Raw genomic sequence first — 17,508 nt, 5'->3', positions numbered from 1 at the left:
GAAATCCTCGCTCCAATCAAATTGGAAGGCCTCGCCACAGGCAAAGCGCAAGGGGATGAAACAACCCTTGCCCGAGGTTTGCGCCTTGAACTGCTCGGAATCTTTCCACTGCCGGGCAAAGGCACACACCCGGTCATAAGACCCGGTAAATCCCAAGGCGACCAAATCCCGGTACATGCTGCGCAGATTCCTGCGCAGCTTCTTCGGTTTTTTGTGCTCGGTGGAGAGCCACTGCTTCAACTTGGGCTCGAAAGGACTTAACTTGCCAACGCTGTCTCGCGCTGGGTACTGCGGTTCAACCACTTTGCTTTGCAAATACTTGCGAACGGTGTTCCTGGACAGGCCACTTCGTCGGGCTATTTCCCGAATCGACGCACCATCGCGAAAATGCCAGCGTCGAATTGCGCTCAATATCGCCACGTTTATCACTCCTTGATTTCTCCCGCCATATCCAGACGGGAAACAGTGTCATACGTGGGTCAAATTTCGACGCAAATCTTTACCCTAAGTGGGTCAATTTTGGATGCAACTCAACACCTTTAAAGGCCGTCATAAAGGTGTCTTTCGTTTTTTCACGTCGCGTGGTCAAAAGGCGATTAGCCTCAGCAATAATCTTGACCACTTGGCTGGGTGGAATGTCTCCACCAATTCGGGTAATGCTTCGGCTACTTTCCTTGACGTCCGAAGGTGGGATCTCGGCCCCCAGAACAAATCGGATCGATGGACCGCTTTGGCTATCGACTGCATGTAGCCCGATCAGACCATGTGGGTCATTGAACCGCCATGGAATTCCAGAACCGACGAAGGTCTCAATGTGCTTTTTTAGATCGCTGTAGGTGCCCAGCAGCCGATTTTCCGCAAATATCTGGAAGTCAGCTGGATCGCTTTTTTCTTCAGAAGGGACAAATAGAGCAAGGCAGACCGGTACCTCGGTATCCTCAAACATCTTGCAAGTCAGAGAGATGACGGCATGAAGTCGGCTGTGAAAAAGACCTTGCGTCAAAAACGACTCAGGAATGATTGCAGCGACATAGGGCGTATGTTGGAGCATGGTGTCAAGAGACACCTTGTACAGATCGTCGTACTTATCTCCGGAAAATGGAAGACCTCGCCTCGTCGCTGAGTTCTTTGCGAGGTATGGGGGATTGGTTATCGCCACTTGGTAGCCAAGGGGATAGTTTTGCAGTGAGTCGCGCTGCTGAACCAATACGCCGGACGCATTCAACTCCTCGCCAGCTGGCTGGATGTCGAAGCAGGACCATTGATTGTTGTAGCCGAGATCCTGGATCATGCAAACGATATTGTTCGCGCCTGCAAATGGCTCAAGCAGGACCATCTCTTCCAAACACGGAATGGCTTTCAGCCACTTATGGAAGGGATCAACATTGAATGGGTTGGTCGTCGTAAAGAACTGACCGTGAAGTCGTTTTTGAGCGACTTCTGCTTGGGGGATTGAGGACACCGATCTGCTCCGTGAAGAGCAGCGTCACGATCGAATGTGTCCTCAAAAATGAAACAATATGCCTACGACGCTGCGAGCCAAAAGAAAGGCAGCGAGAGTGCCGCCGCCATTCTTGTATAGGTTGCGGAGTACCACTTCTCCAATGACGGGGCGAAGATCCAGGTTCATCGGGTGAGCTGGAAAGGTGATTGAGGATCTGGGTCGAGCTGAGCGAATTGACATGTCGGAGCTGGAGCAAGCCAATCCCTCGATTGTGCAGGTGCTGATGAGACAGCCTGCTGCGAAGAAGAGATGAGGCCTACGTAGAGCCGGAGACGGCGTCGCACCGTGAGAAGCAAAAAGCCCGAAGCGGCTGTTGCTGCTTCGGAATGGCTCCGTCCTTTGGACTCCGTCTGCGAGATGTTGATAACCGCTAGCGGGCTGAATTCGCCGCCTGGATGCGGATGCTTAATGCTTACTGGAAGTCTTGCACGTCGACAGGGGTCTTGCGGTCGGTTGTGCTGTTGTCACCCAGTTGACCATTGCTGTTCTGCCCCCAGCACTTTGTCGCACCAGACGTTGTCGTGGCGCAGGTGTGGTTGTAGCCTGTAGAGATGCTTGATACCCCGGATCCAAGACCTACCACATCCACCGGAACCAAACGATCGGTGGTGCTGTTATTGCCAAGCTGGCCAGCTCCATTTTCCCCCCAGCATTTCGCCGCGCCGGAGATGGTTACCACGCAGGTATTCTGGGCGCCCGCAGCGATTGTCGCCACCCCGGAATCCAGACCGTCGACACCCACGGGCGTTAACCGCTGGGCGGTGCTGTTATCCCCCAGCTGGCCAGAGGTGTTTAGTCCCCAGCACTTCGCCACTCCTGAGGTCATGACTGCGCATGTGTGGTAGCTGCCTGCCTCAACATTAACCACTCCTGATGTCAAGCCCACGACCGCTACAGGCGTCAATCGAGCCGTGGTGCTATTGTCCCCCAACTGACCGTAATAGTTATACCCCCAGCACTTTGCGGCGCCCGACGTCATCAACACGCAAGTATGGTTGCTTCCAGCGGAAATGCTTTCCACCCCGAAATCCAGTCCTACCACATCTACTGGGCTTAAGCGCCTGGTTTTACTGTTGTCGCCCAGCTGGCCCTGGACATTATAACCCCAGCATTTTGCAGCACCGGGCGTGATGACCGCGCAGGCGTGGTACTCCCCCACAGAAATACTCGCTACCCCGGACCCAAGGCCGATAACATCCTCGGGCGTATTGCTCTGAGTCGTCGTGCTGTTAATGCCCAGCTGTCCATAATTGTTGCGGCCCCAGCACTTTGCGGAACCCGACGTAGTCACTGCGCAGGTGCTGTAACCACCCGCGGCGATGCTAGCCACTTCCGACCCAAGGCCCGCCACATCTACAGGGGTTAAGCGCTGGACTGTGCTGTTGTCTCCCAGCTGTCCGTAAGTGTTATCCCCCCAGCACTTCACGCCACCAACATCAGTAATGGCGCAAGTATGCTTTTGGCCTGCTGATAGTTCACGGACGTTCAGCACCACCCCACCCACTTCGATGGTGTACACCGCCTGACCGTCGGAGCCCTTATAGGACGCCAGCACGGTGAAACTCGCCGGCGAGGTCGTCTTGGTCGTCGGAGTGCCAGCCACAGCCCCCGTGGTCGCATCCAGCGCCAGCCCGGCCGGCAAGGTGCCGTCCGCCAGGCTCCAGCTTGCAGCCGCAGGATCGAAGGCTGCATCGCCCGTCACGCTCAGATAATTACGCAAGGATTCGCTGTAGGTCTGATTGACCGTCGCCTTCGGCAGTGCGGCGCCAGCCAGGGATACCGTGATGGCTTCCACCGGCTCTTGCGCCTGGGCTTGCGCATTCAACGGCACTACAAGGAAAAACTTGGAAGATGCAAGCGCAGGTGCTGCAACGGCACCAAGTGCGATGGAACAGGAGAGGGAGAGAAGGGTTTTCTTGAACATGAGCATACCTTTGGGACAGTACTGTCTAAGGTATAGCTCCGGCGACTAGCAATGAGCCGCCGTCAATAGCGCGACGGCATACCGTCTGACTACTTCTTCTCGAGAACAGCGGAGTCGATTTTCGTATCGATATCCACAGACTTGATCCCGATCGCCTTCATGCATTGCAAAAAGAACACAAAAGAGAATTTGCCGCGTGCGATCTTGTTGGAGAGGTTGGCTTCACTTTCTTCAATGCCGAGCACAGCCAGCCGGACAGCAAGAGTCTTGTATCCGACGCCGGCGCGAGCAAGCTCCGCCCTGAGTATACGGCGAGCCTCAACTTCCCAAGTAAGCATTGATGTAGGTGACTAGAAGGAACCCAAGTCATTCTACAGCTCACGCCTATAGTGAGAAAGCAGCCCTATAGTTGCCAACAATCCATAAGTGATGTATTTTCATCATAAATGATGATTAAAGTTTGCTAAGGATTATTTTTCTATATACGTGATTATTACTTTACTTCTAGCAGTTAATACCGATTAGCCGGCCCACAGATTTTCTTATACACGCTGGCTCGCATTGAGCATACGTCATGAGGAGGCCAGTATGTCTCGGATTAAGTGGACCGAGAAGAAAATCGCAGAACGCCAAAAAGCGGGATATGGGGAAGGCTCGGGCTCAGCTTACAACCCGTGGCTTGAAGTTTTCGATCTCAGTAGCACTGGGCGCTCTCGTCGCGTCTGGAGCTCCAAGACCGGTCGCGCTCACCACCTCTTTTCTGATGTCGAACACGACATCTTCATCGCGGCCGAGTGGTCGCGTTCCGTAATTGATAGACGTATTTGGACTGACTTCTGGCGTGGCGAGTGTCTCAGCCGGGTATTACCACACCTGCGCGGAGACCTCGGCGGGCGGGCTCAAGTGCTGGGGGGCTGACGGCCAAGGCCAGCTGGGCAATGACGCTGCTTTGGCTGATAAGCCAACACCGGTGGACGTAGCCCCCTGAGAAATCAAGGGCTCGCGCTAAATTTAGGCACCCAGGCTGCGAATCAGACGTGAGAATATCAACATCTCGCAGACGGAGTCCAAAGGACGGAGCCAACCCGAAGCAGCAACAGCCCTGCCTTCGGGCTGACGCCCTTCGGTTGCGACGCACAGAGACCTCCACCTGGATTCGCATCTTCGGGCTTTTCTTTGTCCGCCCGGGGGTCACTCCGCCCATCTCAGATCCCATCCCAGCCTCGGAACTGGAAGCTTTGGGCAGCGCGACCAAGGACGCCTACACAGCGGAAACCTGGCCTCGATGTCTGAAAACCACTCGATTACCCCGCATCGCTGGGTAATAATGTCTGAAAAGTAGTCGCTTACCGATTGTTTTTTCGGAAAAGTAGTCGAATACTGCCTGTTATGTCTGAAAACTAGAGCCTGGCAGGACTCTTGTCGGAGGGTCTTTGGGGGGCCTTGCAATCATTACTTCAAGTCAGAAGCCAGTTCGTTGCTTTGATGCACAGTTGCCTTATCATCCCAGAGTCGGATTTCTCATGGTGAGCATTGGTTTCTTCGCATCTCAAAATCAACAGAAGGTTGTATGAATACTAGGAAACGCAAACGGCAATTGAATAGGCGTTTGAGCCTAGAGATAAAAGCCTGGGAATGGGCCATGCGGACAATCCGCGGCCGAAAAGTCGAGCTTGTAAGTTATCCGTCCTCACCGATAGCGGGGATGCTAGCTCGTTTAGCGGCTCGGCATGATGTTCCTTATCGATTTGAGCCTGTCGACTAAGTTGCAAGTACTGACCTGGGTATCCCTGCAAGCTCATGACAGGCTCAAAGGGTTAATCGTGTGGTGATGTCCTGTGTCCACGGAAGCCTGAAGCCGCTGATGTGCTTCCAGGCCGCTGCTAGTCGCAACCGCCTGGGTTGGCTGAAGTCAGTACTGCCCGGTTCCTTGGGCTTTGCGTCATCCTTCGTCATCCGCCTCCGAACTCGGAACGTAAGGAAACAAGCCATACCGTCCACTGTGCGGATTCTTGCTGAACATCTCGACTTGCTCAAGGGCCTTGATGGCCTCAGGAGGATCTGTGTTCTCTACGACAACAACCTGCCGGTCCTCCGGTAGACCTTGCAAATAGCTGTAGAACTGCTCCTTCAGGTCAGTGCCGCGCAAATCATCCTCTGTCCCGTCAGGCTCACGATAGGCGAGCAGCGGTGAATCAAGAATGACAAACCCCGGATGTGGTGTGCGGCTTGCTCGACAATGGGCGAGCAGGCCAAGGGTAAAGGCGGCATGTGTAATCGCCCGTAGGCCTTTTCCGCGAGCTCCCCTTGGCTTGCCAGCAATGACTAGGTCGCGGGTATTGGGGTCAAAATGGACTCGACCAGCCTCTGGGAAGTGCCAATGGGTGAGAATGGTTTCCACACTTTGAGCAAATGCATCAGCAGCCGCAGTCGGGACAGCGCTCGTGACGGTCTGCGGCTTAGCGGTAGCATCCTGAGCCTTTTCAAGATCAGCACGTCTGCGCTCCATGTCCTGAACCGTCGCATAGAGTCCCAATGCTTCGCGCACCTGTGCCCGCTTGTCGTTAAGTTCCGAGTATGAAGCTCTCAGCTTGGCAAGCTTCGGCACTATCAGGCTATCAACCGAACCAGACAACTCCTCTAGCTCTTCCACTACCGTTGGCATCCTGCGATCGAAGCTTGCGCCCTCGCGGGTCAGCTCGCGAACCGTAACAGCAAGCTCACTGCGGAGTATTTCGATCTTGCCGATCTCCTTCCTAGCCGCTTCAACAACAGCATCGGTATTTCCTTCGCAAACATCGCCATTTTGATGATGCGCTGGGTCTGACCCACACAAGGGGCAAGCGGCCTTACCAAGGACGCCGAACAATGTTCCGCCTTCTTCAATGGCTCGCAACCTCTCGATATCAGAGGCGTAATGCTGATCGAGAAGGCTGAACCTTTCCAGCAAACCGGCGATGTCGCTTCGACGGTCTCGGCCTTCCTCTAGCTTTTTGCGCAATTCGCGACGACGCGCCGCCTTCTCCTGAAACGAGGCTTCGGTGGCATTCAACTGCGCTGCATGCTGATTGAGTGAGTCCTCAATCTTCTTCAGCTGCGCTTCAAGCTCATTCGGATGCTTGGCTATTTCCTTGAGTCGGTCCTTGTAGTCATCTAACAGCTGATCCAGGAGTTGAAGCTGCGCCTCCCGCGATAACTCTTCCGGTTCGCGAGCGGCAGTACTCACCAACGCGGAATCGTCAACACCCGTCAACAGGAGCTTGAACGTCGAGGTGTTCGCTGTATCCGCTGTGTAATTCCCGTCCAACAAAGGCGACCGCTGCTGGGTAATCTCAGTCTCAGTGACGATCAGCAGGCGTGCAATATTTCGAAAGCTGAGGCTGTTGGTTTCACCACGCGCGTTCTTCCGAACCCGTTTTCCAGAGAGACCAGACAGCTCAAGCAGGAACGATGAAAGGTTCGCCTCGTTACGGTCGCTATGGATTTCTGAGAGGGTTTTAGCCTCTACGGCTCCCTCGGGCGGCTGCTCGTGCAAACCCTCATACAGCATGAAACTGCCACCGTCCGTGCTGCGATGAATGGTGAACAGCTCTCCCGCTAGGGTTTCAATCCCTAGAAGAATGCGGTCATATCCAAGGCGCTCGGTGATTTCACGCAAAGGTGGCTTTCCACCCAACATGAAGTCGACGGTTTCTACAATGAAGGATTTACCGGTATCCGATGCGCCATAGAGAACATTCAAGCCTGGGCCAAACGTAACCGTGGCAGGTTCTTTCTGTGGTCCGAAATAGCCGAGAAAGCGCAATCGGAAACCTTTGATTGGCGTGGTCATCACGCGCCTCCCATGCTGCGTTCAATGCTTTGAAACTCTTCAACCCAGTCATCGAAGAATTGGCGAAGCACCGCGCGAAACTCTTGATCTGAATGATGACCGAAGGTCTCGACAAGCCAGGATGCGCGCTCTTTCATTGCCAAAAAATAGTTCGTAGATAATGAAGCCAAGAACGTTGCAGCGTTTTCTCCTGCGCCGTACTTGATGCCGTCTGGGGTGACCTCCCTTTGAACAAGGTCACGCGTCATCATCAATAGCAGCGCGTCCTCCACCAGCTTTCGCCGCACCAGCAACTCTGCCGAGCGATACGGCGTAGGCGGATGAAGGCTATCGGGCCCACCAACATCCCCGGTGTGGACGAGGAGGAAGTCGAACGCCACCAGCCGTTGTAAGTCGTAGGTTTGCGGAAACGATGCGCCCAGTAGTGCCACTGCTCGCATGCCAGCCTCGAGGGGGCTATTGAAGGTCGCGGGGTGCCCAGATTGCTTCATGATTGGGTCCAATTCAGGCGATCCTCATTTGCGAGCTGATGGCAGATGCCGTCGCGGTCCTTTGGCTTGACGCAGGAAATTAGGGCATTTGCGGTGATTTGAAGATCACGTGCTGCCTTGGTCACAGCGCAGACTCGAACATATCGATCAGGATGCCCGGCGTCGTGCACATCAACCACGCCATCATAAATATCTTCCTGAAGTGATTCGAAGACACCCACAGGCACCGAATCACGAGCAAACAACCGCAGTGCTTCAGCGTGGTAAAACGCTTCTCGCTGGCGATGAAAGTGATCTTTCAATCTCGTGGTCGTAGCCAAATCATCTGGGCTGCCAACAGGTTTTTTGAGATGGTCTGCATAGGCGCCAAGCAGATGGGTGACGTATCTGCTTTCTTCAGTGGCAATCGCCGCAGGCGGCTTGGCCGCTTCTGGACGCGGTTTTAAGCCTCCGCCAAAGCGCGCCGCATGAGCGGGTGAAGTTCGATGATCCGCCACCAACTGCATCGATGTTTTTGCATCGAAAATCGAGAAGTCAAAGGCGTTCACGTACGCAAGAAGTGGCGCGTCCAGCGGTATCTCTTGCGATTTAGTGATCGCTTTCTGAACATACTTCTCCCAGTTGGCAATCAACTCTTCGCGCAGCTTCGCCGCATCGGCCAAGAGAGCTGTCAAGGATGTGCCGGCGCCCTTGGGTGCGACAAAGTAGTAGCGTCGAGGAGGTGTGTACTCTTTCTGGTACGAGTACCAAATCATCTTCCCGATTTCGACCCAGACATTAGTCGGGCGTAGCGCGTTATCGTAGTGCTTGCACTGATAGTTGTCCCAAACTCCTTGCAGCTTCTTGTCGTCTGTGAAACCGGCGATATCGATACCGCGATCGCCAGAACCGGTAAAGCGCTGAACTTGGCTGTATTGTTTCTTCAGGCAGTAGTGAGCCCACTCCTGAACGAAGTCTTCCCATTGATCAGGCGAGTACAGGAGTAGCTGCTGCTGTGGTGGAATAACTGGTCCTTGTGCAACGACCGCTGCGGTGACGGACGTCGATGCCGCTGGCACGGCGATTTCGCGCCAATCCGCAGTCATGCAACAATCCCTACCATGTCATCCGTCCCCTTACTGCCCACAGTTACTTTTATTTCCTTTGGTCCCGGAGGGCCAGACCCCTCGGTAGCGAGCCAATCGCAGCTCCCACTTCGGTTTCGGCAAGTTCCAAGTCGTACTCGGTTTGCAGATTCAGCCAGAACGCTGGTTCCGTTCCGAACCAATGAGCAAGTCTCAAGGCTGAGTCACCGGTAATCCGCCGTTTTCCGTTGATGATCTGAGTGAATCGATTTGCCGGAACATCAAGCTGACGAGCCAACTCAGTCGGCGAAACGCCTGTGGCTTCAAGCTGCCGGGCTAGCACCACACCCGGATGACAAACCGCAGTATTCACATAGGTCCCGTGCAAGCTGAACTTTGGTTTCTTGCAATCAGCATTATTTGCAAGCTTACAATTTGTGACGATGTACGTCAAACGTACATCTGGCGCTGCGGGGTGGTCGGATCAGACCAGAACTTTAATGTCATGCGCTGAAACATAGGTGCAAATCTGGACCAGAACTTTAATGGCATGGATTTTTTCGCATTTTCGAAAAATCCTTTGAAATCAAAGGTCCGTCAGAACAGGACTTTATTGTCATTCACCATGGGCTGATCAGGCCTTGATCACCCACCACCATGGCCAGCACCAAGGCTTGCTCAGGGTGGCTTTGTAAAGCAGTGACGATTGTGCCTGCAATCTGTAGGCGTGCCCGTTCCATCCAGACCAGCGGGTTCAATGTGGTTTGTGCAGGCTGTTGTTCAAGCTTGCTTTTGAATTGAGCTGTGCCCGCAATTCGGTTGGCAAACCAGTGGCGATGAACATCAAAACCTACCAGTTGCAAAGGCGCCTTGGGCGATTTGATGCGAACGGTTGCCCGAAAATACTCGCCTGGCTGAAGTGCTCGATATGTGGATGCCGTTTCGACAAAAGTTTGCAAGCGCGCACCCGTGACCAGGCATTTGGTCGCAACCGCATGGTCTCGCGGCATGTGTTCGATCAACCAGGTTTGTGCGTTGTTGTCGCGAAACGCTTTTTCAAGAAGCTGAAATTCAGATTGAATGGTTTGCTTGTTGCAGGCCAGGGGCACTTGCGCTTGTTGATGCGCAGCAGTCTGAATGCCTGCACAGAGCTGTGCCATCGTAAAACCAATAACAAACCAGCTGAGTTTTTCGGCGGCGTGCTCACTGACGCCTCCCCGAATACCCAACAACAGGATAACTGCCGACCACGCGAATAAAATGAGGCTTTTTCCCCCGAAAGTGTCGAAGGCCATGCCCCAAATCCAAGGCAGCGTGGCCTGGCTGTGAAACAGCAAAAGGCTAAGCAAGTAGGCTGCGGTGAACAGCGGCAGAGAAGGCACAACGCGGTTTCGGAGTGGAGGCAAGCCCGCAAGCGTGCACCAAGGCGGTCAAGTTCACCAATGATGAACGCGATCGGGTGATGGCTTTGGTTAGCCTTGAAGGGCGAGGGCGGGCAACACACGTTGCGCGTTCAGTTGTGTTTGCCTGGACAGTACTTCCACGCTTGACTGACGCAGTTCAGCGATTGTTTCTGCAATTCTTGGCAAATGTTCGGGCGCATTGCGTTGTTTGTTAATCCATTCAGGCGCAATGTCCGGTCCGTCAGTTTCAAGCACCATGGCACTCTCGGGCAGCTCGGCCGCCAATCTGCGCAATTGAAGCGCTCGAGTAAAAGTGCTCGCACCGCCAAATCCGAGACACATGTTCAAGTTCAGAAAATGATCCGCTTGCTGAAAGCTGCCATTGAATGCGTGGGCAATACCGCTGCGTGGTTTGTAAATTCGAAGGCCTTTTAAAACGGAGTCTTGCGCTTTGCGAACATGCATCACCACCGGTACATCGAAATCGCGGGCCAATTTGAGCTGCGCATGAAAAAATTGAACCTGTTTGTCCCAGTTCAAGCCATGTACAAAGCCATCAAGTCCTATCTCTCCCAAACCCGCGAATTTTGGATCGTCGATTGAGGCCTGAATTTTTTTGCTTTAAAGTCAGCAGGTCTTCTTCTTTGGCTTTGTCGACAAACATGGGGTGTATACCCAGGCAATACACTGCACCCGGGATGCTGTGAGCAAGGCTTTTTACTTCATCAAAATTGAAAGCGCCTACGGCGGGTAATACAAACCGGGTAACATTCAGTTCTCGCGCACGTTGAACCACAGCGATGCGATCGCTGTCGTATTCAGAAGCATCAAGATGAAGGTGCGTGTCGGTCCACATACTTTAAAGTTTGCCATGTTTCGTCGGAAAATTCGCAAGTACCTGCCAACGCCTGATCACTTTGATCAATTGGTGTGGGCGCGACCATTCAAACGCTTCCTGGGGCATCCCAATATTTGGGCGTTGAATCGAAAAAGCATTGCGGGCGGGGTCGCTGCCGGTTTGTTTTGTGGACTTATTCCAGGGCCCTTTCAAATTTTCGGCGCCCTAATTTGGGTGCTGGTGGCCAAAGTCAATTTGCCAGTGGCCTTTGCGACCACCTTGTACACCAATCCCATCACGATTGTGCCTTTGTATATTCTCGCTGTGGCGTACGGCGATTTTCTATTGGGTGAAATAGGCGAGGGTACTGTACACCCGGTTCCAGATTGGAACTGGTCTGCCTGGGGTGATTCAACCCAGGCGATGTTGGACTGGATGTTGTCCATGGGACCTTCACTTGCAGTTGGTTTGCCCGCTTTGATGGTGACCTTGTCTGTCTTGGGTTACTTCAGCGTTCGCGTGGCCTGGAACATCGGCGTACGCTTTGCCGTAGTTCAGCGGCGAAAGCGGAGTTTCCCCACCACGCGTTAGGATTCAGGCCTATTCCGGTTTTAACTCACCTTTTTCAAGCCTCAGCACCTTGCTGCATTTGCGCGCCAGTTCCATGGAATGGGTCACGATGATCACGGCTGATTTGTTGGCAGCCTTGCTGTGAATCAGGCTTTCAAACACTTGGTCTGCCGTGTCTTGGTCCAAATTACCTGTGGGCTCATCGGCCAGAATCGCTTTCGGGTTGGTTACCATGGCACGCGCAATTGCCACGCGTTGGCGTTCTCCGCCAGACAATTCCGCAGGGCGGTGGTTAAGCCGGTGTTCAAGCCCAAATTGTTTAAGTAACACCGCACTTTTTTTCACGCGCGGTTTGCTTGTTTTCACCGCCAATTCGAAGGGCCATGGCCACATTGTCCAGCGCATGAAATTCTGGCAGCAGGTGGTGAAACTGGTAAATAAAGCCCAGGGTTTTGTTGCGTTCAATGCCCAGTTTGCGAACGGACCATGGCTCGATGGCCTGACCTGCCCACAACACAGAGCCGCTGTCCGCTTTTTCAAGACCACCCAGCACATGCAGCAGGGTACTTTTTCCTGCACCGGAGGCACCCACGATGGCCACAGTTTCACCGGCCTGTACTTGAAAGTTCAGGTTTTTGATCACTTGCGTGGCCTGGTCATTCGCGGTGATGCCTTTGAATGCCTTGCTCAGGTTTTTGGTTTCCAGAACTACATTACTCATAACGCAAGGCCTCCGCAGGTTCAGCGCGCGATGCACGCCAGCTCGGGTAAATGGTGCTGAGCACGCTGAGCACCAAGGCCACGGTTACGATGGTGACCACATCGCTTGCACGCGGGTCGGAAGGCAATTGGCTGATGAAGTAAATTGATTTTGGCAAAAATTCAATGCCGAGCGCACGCTCAATAGCCGGCACTATCGTGCCCAAATTAATAGCCAGCAACCAACCTGCTGTCACGCCCAGGAATGTACCAATCCATCCAACCAGTGCACCTTGCAACATAAAAATTCGCTGAATGGCAAAGGGGCTGGCGCCCAAAGTGCGCAAAATCGCAATTTCGCCGCGTTTGTCTTTTACAGTCATGACCAGCATGGACACGAGGTTAAATGCGGCCACTGCAATAATCAGGGTCAAAATAATAAACATCATGCGTTTTTCGGTTTGTACTGCGGCAAACCAAGTGCGGTTTTGCACTGACCAATCACGGACCCACACACTGGGTGGTAACTGACTTTCAATATCTCTGGCCACGAATGGGGCCGCATCCATGTCATTTAACTTCACACGAATACCGGTTGGGCCCAAGCTGCGATAAAAGCGTGCAGCGTCGTCGAGGTTCATCAAGACCAGGCCGCTGTCGTATTCATAGTGGCCAGTGCTGACCAACGCGGTAATTTCGAATGCCTTCAAGCGGGGAATCATGCCTGCGGGGGTCATTTGGCCGGAAGGCGCAATCAAGGTAATGCGGTCGCCCACGCTGACCCCGATCTGTTTGGCCAACTCGATGCCCAAAACCACACGAAATTCGCCAGCTTGCAGGTTACTCAGGCTACCCGAAATGATTTCTTTGAAATCCGATACTTCCTGTTCTTGGGCGGGGTCAATGCCGCGAACGATGGCTGGGCGCAGCAGGTCTCCATGCGCCAGCATGCTTTCGCCAGCCACATAGGGAGCGGCACCGATTACTTTTGGGTTGGCAGCCTTGATCGCACCCAGCAGCGCTTCTGGGTTGTCAAACCCCTCTTGTGGTGCCAGTACCTCGATGTGCGCAATCACCGACAACATGCGGTCTCGAACTTCTTTTTGAAAGCCATTCATTACCGACAACACCACAATTAGTGCTGCCACTCCAAGCCCAATGCCGGCCATGGACAATCCGGAGATAAAGGAAATGAACTTGTCACGGCTTCTGTGACCGCCACCGCGCACATAGCGCAGTGCAATTTCAACATCAAAGGGTAAACTAATCACAAATTGTCCCGAATTGTTCAAATGCGCTGTTGAAGTTTCAAAGCGCTCTCATTGTAGTGTGAATAAAACCGTGTCCAAACCAAGCAATGCGCCTTTGTGGGTGTTCGTCCCCAACATTCTTGTGCCCGAGATGACGCTTGAACGCCTGTCTGCCTCCGCGCAGGCTCAATCTTTCAGTGGTTTGCCGGCTGGTTTGCTGCAAACCATGGCCAGAAACGCCGCGCCTGAATACCAACATGCTGACGGATTGGACCGAATTGAGGCCTGGCTTTTGCGCTACTTGGATTCGCAAGCGCAAGCAAAGTTCGACCAGTACCCCGCCTGGGCCATGCTGCAAATGCCGCAGGTTGATAGTGGCCTCGCGGTTATAGCCCCTTTCACCCGGTTTTGGGGCACGGTAGGTTGCCTGGAAATTGAACGCGATGGTGTGCGTTTTACGCCGCCCGAGGTATTGCAGCTCGGTCAAACCGACCTCGATGCCTTCTGGAGCGTGGTGACACCCCTGCTGGAACAACACGGCTGGGTATTGAACACCCCGGCGGGTTTTCACAGCCTGCTCAGCAACCCGACGCCTGTGCCCATGGAACAGGCGTCGCCGTGGTCGGTGCAGGGGATTCGCCTGACTGACTACCTGCCCATGAACCAGGAATGCAGCGACTGGCGGCGTATGTGGCTGAATATGCAGGTGGAGTTGCACAATGCCGAATTCAACAAGGCCCGCGAAGCCAAGGGATTGAAGCCCCTGAATGCACTTTGGTTTTGGGGGGGAGGTGAGGCGTGGCAAACCGAGTTGGCCGTGCCGCGCGTGAAATCGGTTTCTGAAGACGGTGTGTTTGACGCAGTCAAAATGACTGACGGCGCAGACGAAGTTGTGAACCGATTTGTGTTTTGGACCCAGTTGTTGGGTTTGTTGAACACACTTGATTCTCCCGTTCGATCCGAGGAGTTTCAGACCAAACCCGACCATGTGTACTGCGTGAATTTCCAGGGTTGGGGCGGTGATATTGGTGTTTTCAAATTGCTTGAAAGTGAGGTGCTGCAACCCATGCGTATGGCAGGCTTGGCCTTCAACTGGGTGCTGTTGGGCAACCATGGCTGGAAAACTTTGAAAAGCAACTGGATGAACCGATTCAAGTTTTGGCAAAACAGACCGGACTGGGCAGTATTGGGTGAGCCTGAAATGCAGGAAGGCCCCACTGAGGAAGACCTGCAGGCTGCGTGGCAACAGGGCCAGCGCGACCAAGACAGCATTCAGGCCGAATGGGAGGGACGTTGATGAGTACCAATACCGTTCAGCACCGGGTTCGTACCCCTCGCCCGCAAGTTGAAGCGGTGCTTCGTAGCCAGGGCATGCACCCTTTACTCGCGCGCCTGATGGCCGCGCGGGGTGTAGATTCCCAAGCCGAAGCTGAAACCAGGCTCGCTGATTTGATTCCACCTTCTCAGCTCAAGGGCATTGACCAGGCCGCAGAAATTCTTGCAGACGCACTGGAGGCCGGTGCCCGCATTGTTGTGGTGGGCGATTACGATTGCGACGGCGCTACAGCCACCGCAGTGGGCGTACGCGGCTTGCGCATGCTGCTGCAAAGCCTGGGTGCTGATGAAGAAGCGGCCAAATACCACATTGATTTTTTGGTGCCCAATCGCTTCGAGTACGGTTACGGCCTAAGCCCTGAAATTGTGCAGTTGGCGGCTCAGGAGTTTGAGCCAGACCTGTTGGTGACTGTCGACAACGGTATTGCCAGTGTGGAGGGCGTGAACGAGGCCAATGAGTTGGGTATCGGTGTAATCGTGACCGACCACCACTTGCCCGGCGACCAGTTGCCGCAGGCCTTGGCGATTGTGAACCCCAACCAGCCAGGTTGTGAATTTCCGAGCAAATCGATCGCCGGTGTGGGCGTGATGTTTTATGTGTTGCTTGCCACCCGCGCAGTGTTGCGCGAGCGCGGAGTGTTTGATGCGGCAAGCCAACCCCGCATTGATGCACTGCTCGATTTGGTTGCCTTGGGCACCGTGGCCGACGTGGTCAAACTTGATGCAAACAACCGCCGCTTGGTTGCACACGGCTTGCAACGCATACGTGCTGGTCGCGCGCAGCCCGGCATGTTGGCTTTGTTTCATGAGGCCGGGCGTGACCCCCGCAAGGCCTCGGCCTCTGACATGGGTTTTGCCCTTGGCCCGCGCCTGAATGCGGCAGGCCGCCTTGCCGACATGACAATAGGTATTCGCACTTTGTTGGCCGACGACGCCGGCGAGGCAAGTGCTTTGGCCGCCCAGCTTGGCAAAATGAACGAAGAGCGCAAGCGGATTGAAGCCGACATGAAACGCGACGCGCTGGAAGACATTGAAAAGTTCATCAGTCAGGATGAACCCGCTGCGGGCATTGTAGTGGCGCACAACACCTGGCATCAGGGAGTAATCGGAATTTTGGCCTCCCGGATCAAGGAGCGACTGTACCGCCCCACCATTGCATTGGCACCGGGTGATGATGGCTTCTGGAAAGGCAGTGGCCGGTCTGTGCAAGGCGTGCATTTGAGAGATGTATTGGACTTGGTCTGCAAGCGTTTGCCCGAAGGCAGCATGCCCAAGTTTGGTGGCCACGCCATGGCCGCTGGGTTGACAATCGCCGAAGAGGCCATCGATCAATTCAAAATTGAATTTGCCAAAGCCATTCTGGATTTAAGCGACCCCAGTGCGCTGACACAGGTGGTTGAAACCGACGGTTCAATTCCTGCCGACTACATTGCCGCCAGTGCTGCAGACTTGCTGGAAACCCAGGTGTGGGGGCAAGGCTTCCCGGCACCCCTGTTTTGTGATGAGTTTGAGGTGCTTGAACACCGCTTGCTGAAGAATGCCCACAGCAAATTCACCTTGCAGCGCGATGGCAAAACCTTTGTGGCCTTGCGCTGGCGAGCCGTAGAGGCGTTGCCGACCCGGGTCAAACTGGCCTACCGGTTTGAGCGAGACACCTTCACAGGCGGTGATGCGGTGCAAATCATTGTGGAGCACGTGTTGTAGGGCGGCTTGCGTTACAATATCGGGTTACGCACATTGAATTTGTTAGAGAAACATGGAAGCCGAACGCCTGAATGCCATCATCAACGCCCTGACTGACCTTGCCGACCGCGCTGGCCAGTTGCGGAGGTATCTTTGACGTCGACCGCAAGGCCGAACGACTCACGGTAGTTGACGCCGAACTGGAAGACCCCAACGTTTGGAACGACCCCAAACATGCGCAAGAGTTGGGCAAAGAAAAAAAGATGCTGGATGGCGTGGTGGTGACCATGAACACCGTGCAGGCCAACATCAGCGACGCTCAAGAACTGGTTGAAATGGCGCAAGCCGAAAGCGACTTCGATACGCTGGAGGCGATTGAAAGCGATGTCGCCGAATACGAAAAGATCATCGCCGACCTGGAATTCCGCCGCATGTTCAGTAATCCGGCTGATCCATCCAATTGTTTCATCGACATCACTGCAGGTGCAGGAGGCACGGAAGCCCAGGATTGGGCCAGCATTTTGTTGCGCCAGTACCTGCGTTACTGCGAACGCAAAGGCTTCAAAGTGGAGGTGATGGAACAGTCCGACGGCGATGTGGCAGGTATCAAATCGGCCACAGTCAAAGTGGAAGGTGAATATGCTTTCGGCTATTTGCGCACCGAAACGGGTGTGCACCGCCTGGTTCGCAAATCACCTTTCGATTCCTCCGGTGGTCGCCACACCTCTTTCGCATCGCTGTTTGTGTACCCGGAAGTGGACGATTCCTTTGAAATCGAAATCAACCCGGCCGATGTTCGCACGGACACTTACCGTGCCAGCGGTGCGGGTGGCCAGCACATTAACAAAACCGATTCTGCGGTTCGCTTAACCCACATTCCAACCGGCATTGTGGTGCAGTGTCAGAATGACCGTT

16 protein-coding genes and 2 pseudogenes are annotated in these 17,508 nt (G+C 54.2%); 5 read left to right on the top strand and 13 right to left on the bottom strand.

Going from position 1 to position 17,508, the window contains the following annotated elements:
* The 4 genes from A0129_RS14025 to A0129_RS14010 form a co-directional block, all read right to left on the bottom strand.
* Positions 1 to 429: winged helix-turn-helix transcriptional regulator (locus A0129_RS14025; RefSeq protein ID WP_291715950.1), on the bottom strand; the 429-nt coding region annotated here is incomplete at its 3' end.
* Between the two features lie 70 nt (positions 430 to 499).
* Positions 500 to 1,462, bottom strand: a complete 963-nt coding sequence (locus A0129_RS14020; protein ID WP_291715948.1) for a hypothetical protein — start codon at positions 1,460 to 1,462, stop codon at positions 500 to 502.
* 454 nt (positions 1,463 to 1,916) lie between these two features.
* On the bottom strand, positions 1,917 to 3,428 hold the full coding sequence (locus A0129_RS14015) for a putative Ig domain-containing protein (RefSeq protein WP_291715946.1): 1,512 nt from the start codon (positions 3,426 to 3,428) through the stop codon (positions 1,917 to 1,919).
* An 89-nt stretch (positions 3,429 to 3,517) separates the two neighbouring features.
* On the bottom strand, positions 3,518 to 3,766 hold the full coding sequence (locus A0129_RS14010; RefSeq protein ID WP_291715944.1) for a DUF6471 domain-containing protein: 249 nt from the start codon (positions 3,764 to 3,766) through the stop codon (positions 3,518 to 3,520).
* A gap of 503 nt (positions 3,767 to 4,269) precedes the next feature.
* Here A0129_RS14010 and A0129_RS15860 point away from each other — a divergent pair.
* Positions 4,270 to 4,416 (top strand): hypothetical protein, encoded by a 147-nt coding sequence (locus A0129_RS15860; RefSeq protein WP_367189999.1) that lies wholly within the window; start codon positions 4,270 to 4,272, stop codon positions 4,414 to 4,416.
* 954 nt (positions 4,417 to 5,370) lie between these two features.
* Here A0129_RS15860 and A0129_RS14005 read toward each other — a convergent pair.
* From A0129_RS14005 to A0129_RS13980, 6 genes and pseudogenes are all read right to left on the bottom strand, one after another.
* Complete coding sequence (locus tag A0129_RS14005) at positions 5,371 to 7,260, bottom strand: hypothetical protein (protein WP_291715942.1); 1,890 nt, start codon at positions 7,258 to 7,260, stop codon at positions 5,371 to 5,373.
* Complete coding sequence (locus tag A0129_RS14000) at positions 7,260 to 7,751, bottom strand: ABC-three component system middle component 2 (RefSeq protein WP_169150750.1); 492 nt, start codon at positions 7,749 to 7,751, stop codon at positions 7,260 to 7,262. Before A0129_RS14000 ends, A0129_RS14005 begins: the two co-directional genes overlap by 1 nt.
* The gene (locus tag A0129_RS13995; protein ID WP_291715940.1) at positions 7,748 to 8,836 is read right to left on the bottom strand and encodes an ABC-three component system protein; all 1,089 of its coding nucleotides are present in this window, start codon (positions 8,834 to 8,836) and stop codon (positions 7,748 to 7,750) included. Before A0129_RS13995 ends, A0129_RS14000 begins: the two co-directional genes overlap by 4 nt.
* A 49-nt stretch (positions 8,837 to 8,885) precedes the next feature.
* Positions 8,886 to 9,269, bottom strand: coding sequence for a HigA family addiction module antitoxin (locus A0129_RS13990; protein WP_291715938.1), 384 nt, complete (start codon positions 9,267 to 9,269; stop codon positions 8,886 to 8,888).
* 166 nt (positions 9,270 to 9,435) lie between these two features.
* Positions 9,436 to 10,197, bottom strand: coding sequence for a hypothetical protein (locus A0129_RS13985; RefSeq protein WP_291715937.1), 762 nt, complete (start codon positions 10,195 to 10,197; stop codon positions 9,436 to 9,438).
* Between the two features lie 90 nt (positions 10,198 to 10,287).
* A pseudogene (locus A0129_RS13980) lies at positions 10,288 to 11,074 on the bottom strand (TatD family hydrolase).
* A gap of 15 nt (positions 11,075 to 11,089) precedes the next feature.
* On the opposite strand from A0129_RS13980, the gene A0129_RS13975 reads away from it, so the two are divergent.
* Positions 11,090 to 11,647, top strand: coding sequence for a DUF2062 domain-containing protein (locus A0129_RS13975; protein ID WP_291715935.1), 558 nt, complete (start codon positions 11,090 to 11,092; stop codon positions 11,645 to 11,647).
* Between the two features lie 9 nt (positions 11,648 to 11,656).
* On the opposite strand, the gene A0129_RS15855 is transcribed toward A0129_RS13975, so the two are convergent.
* The 3 genes from A0129_RS15855 to A0129_RS13965 are packed head-to-tail and all read right to left on the bottom strand — an operon-like array spanning position 11,657 to position 13,593.
* Positions 11,657 to 11,971, bottom strand: a complete 315-nt coding sequence (locus A0129_RS15855) for an ATP-binding cassette domain-containing protein (protein WP_367189996.1) — start codon at positions 11,969 to 11,971, stop codon at positions 11,657 to 11,659.
* Positions 11,946 to 12,347 (bottom strand): ATP-binding cassette domain-containing protein, encoded by a 402-nt coding sequence (locus tag A0129_RS15850; protein ID WP_367189995.1) that lies wholly within the window; start codon positions 12,345 to 12,347, stop codon positions 11,946 to 11,948. Before A0129_RS15850 ends, A0129_RS15855 begins: the two co-directional genes overlap by 26 nt.
* Positions 12,340 to 13,593 carry a lipoprotein-releasing ABC transporter permease subunit gene (locus A0129_RS13965; protein ID WP_291715953.1) on the bottom strand — a complete coding sequence of 418 codons (1,254 nt, stop codon included), beginning with the start codon at positions 13,591 to 13,593 and terminating at the stop codon, positions 12,340 to 12,342. Before A0129_RS13965 ends, A0129_RS15850 begins: the two co-directional genes overlap by 8 nt.
* Positions 13,594 to 13,666: 73 nt before the next feature.
* On the opposite strand from A0129_RS13965, the gene A0129_RS13960 reads away from it, so the two are divergent.
* The 3 genes and pseudogenes from A0129_RS13960 to prfB all read left to right on the top strand — a co-directional run.
* A complete protein-coding gene (locus A0129_RS13960) occupies positions 13,667 to 14,872 on the top strand; it encodes a hypothetical protein (RefSeq protein WP_291715933.1) in 1,206 nt (401 codons plus the stop codon).
* A 74-nt stretch (positions 14,873 to 14,946) separates the two neighbouring features.
* Positions 14,947 to 16,614 (top strand): single-stranded-DNA-specific exonuclease RecJ, encoded by a 1,668-nt coding sequence (gene recJ, locus A0129_RS13955; RefSeq protein ID WP_291715952.1) that lies wholly within the window; start codon positions 14,947 to 14,949, stop codon positions 16,612 to 16,614.
* A 52-nt stretch (positions 16,615 to 16,666) separates the two neighbouring features.
* Positions 16,667 to 17,508 (top strand): annotated as a pseudogene (prfB, locus tag A0129_RS13950) (peptide chain release factor 2); the annotation flags it as partial.

The sequence above is a fragment of the Limnobacter sp. CACIAM 66H1 genome (genome assembly GCF_001601825.1).
GTDB lineage: Bacteria > Pseudomonadota > Gammaproteobacteria > Burkholderiales > Burkholderiaceae_B > Limnobacter.
Note: the sequence above shows the minus strand (reverse complement) of the source record. Positions and strands in the feature narration are given on the sequence as shown.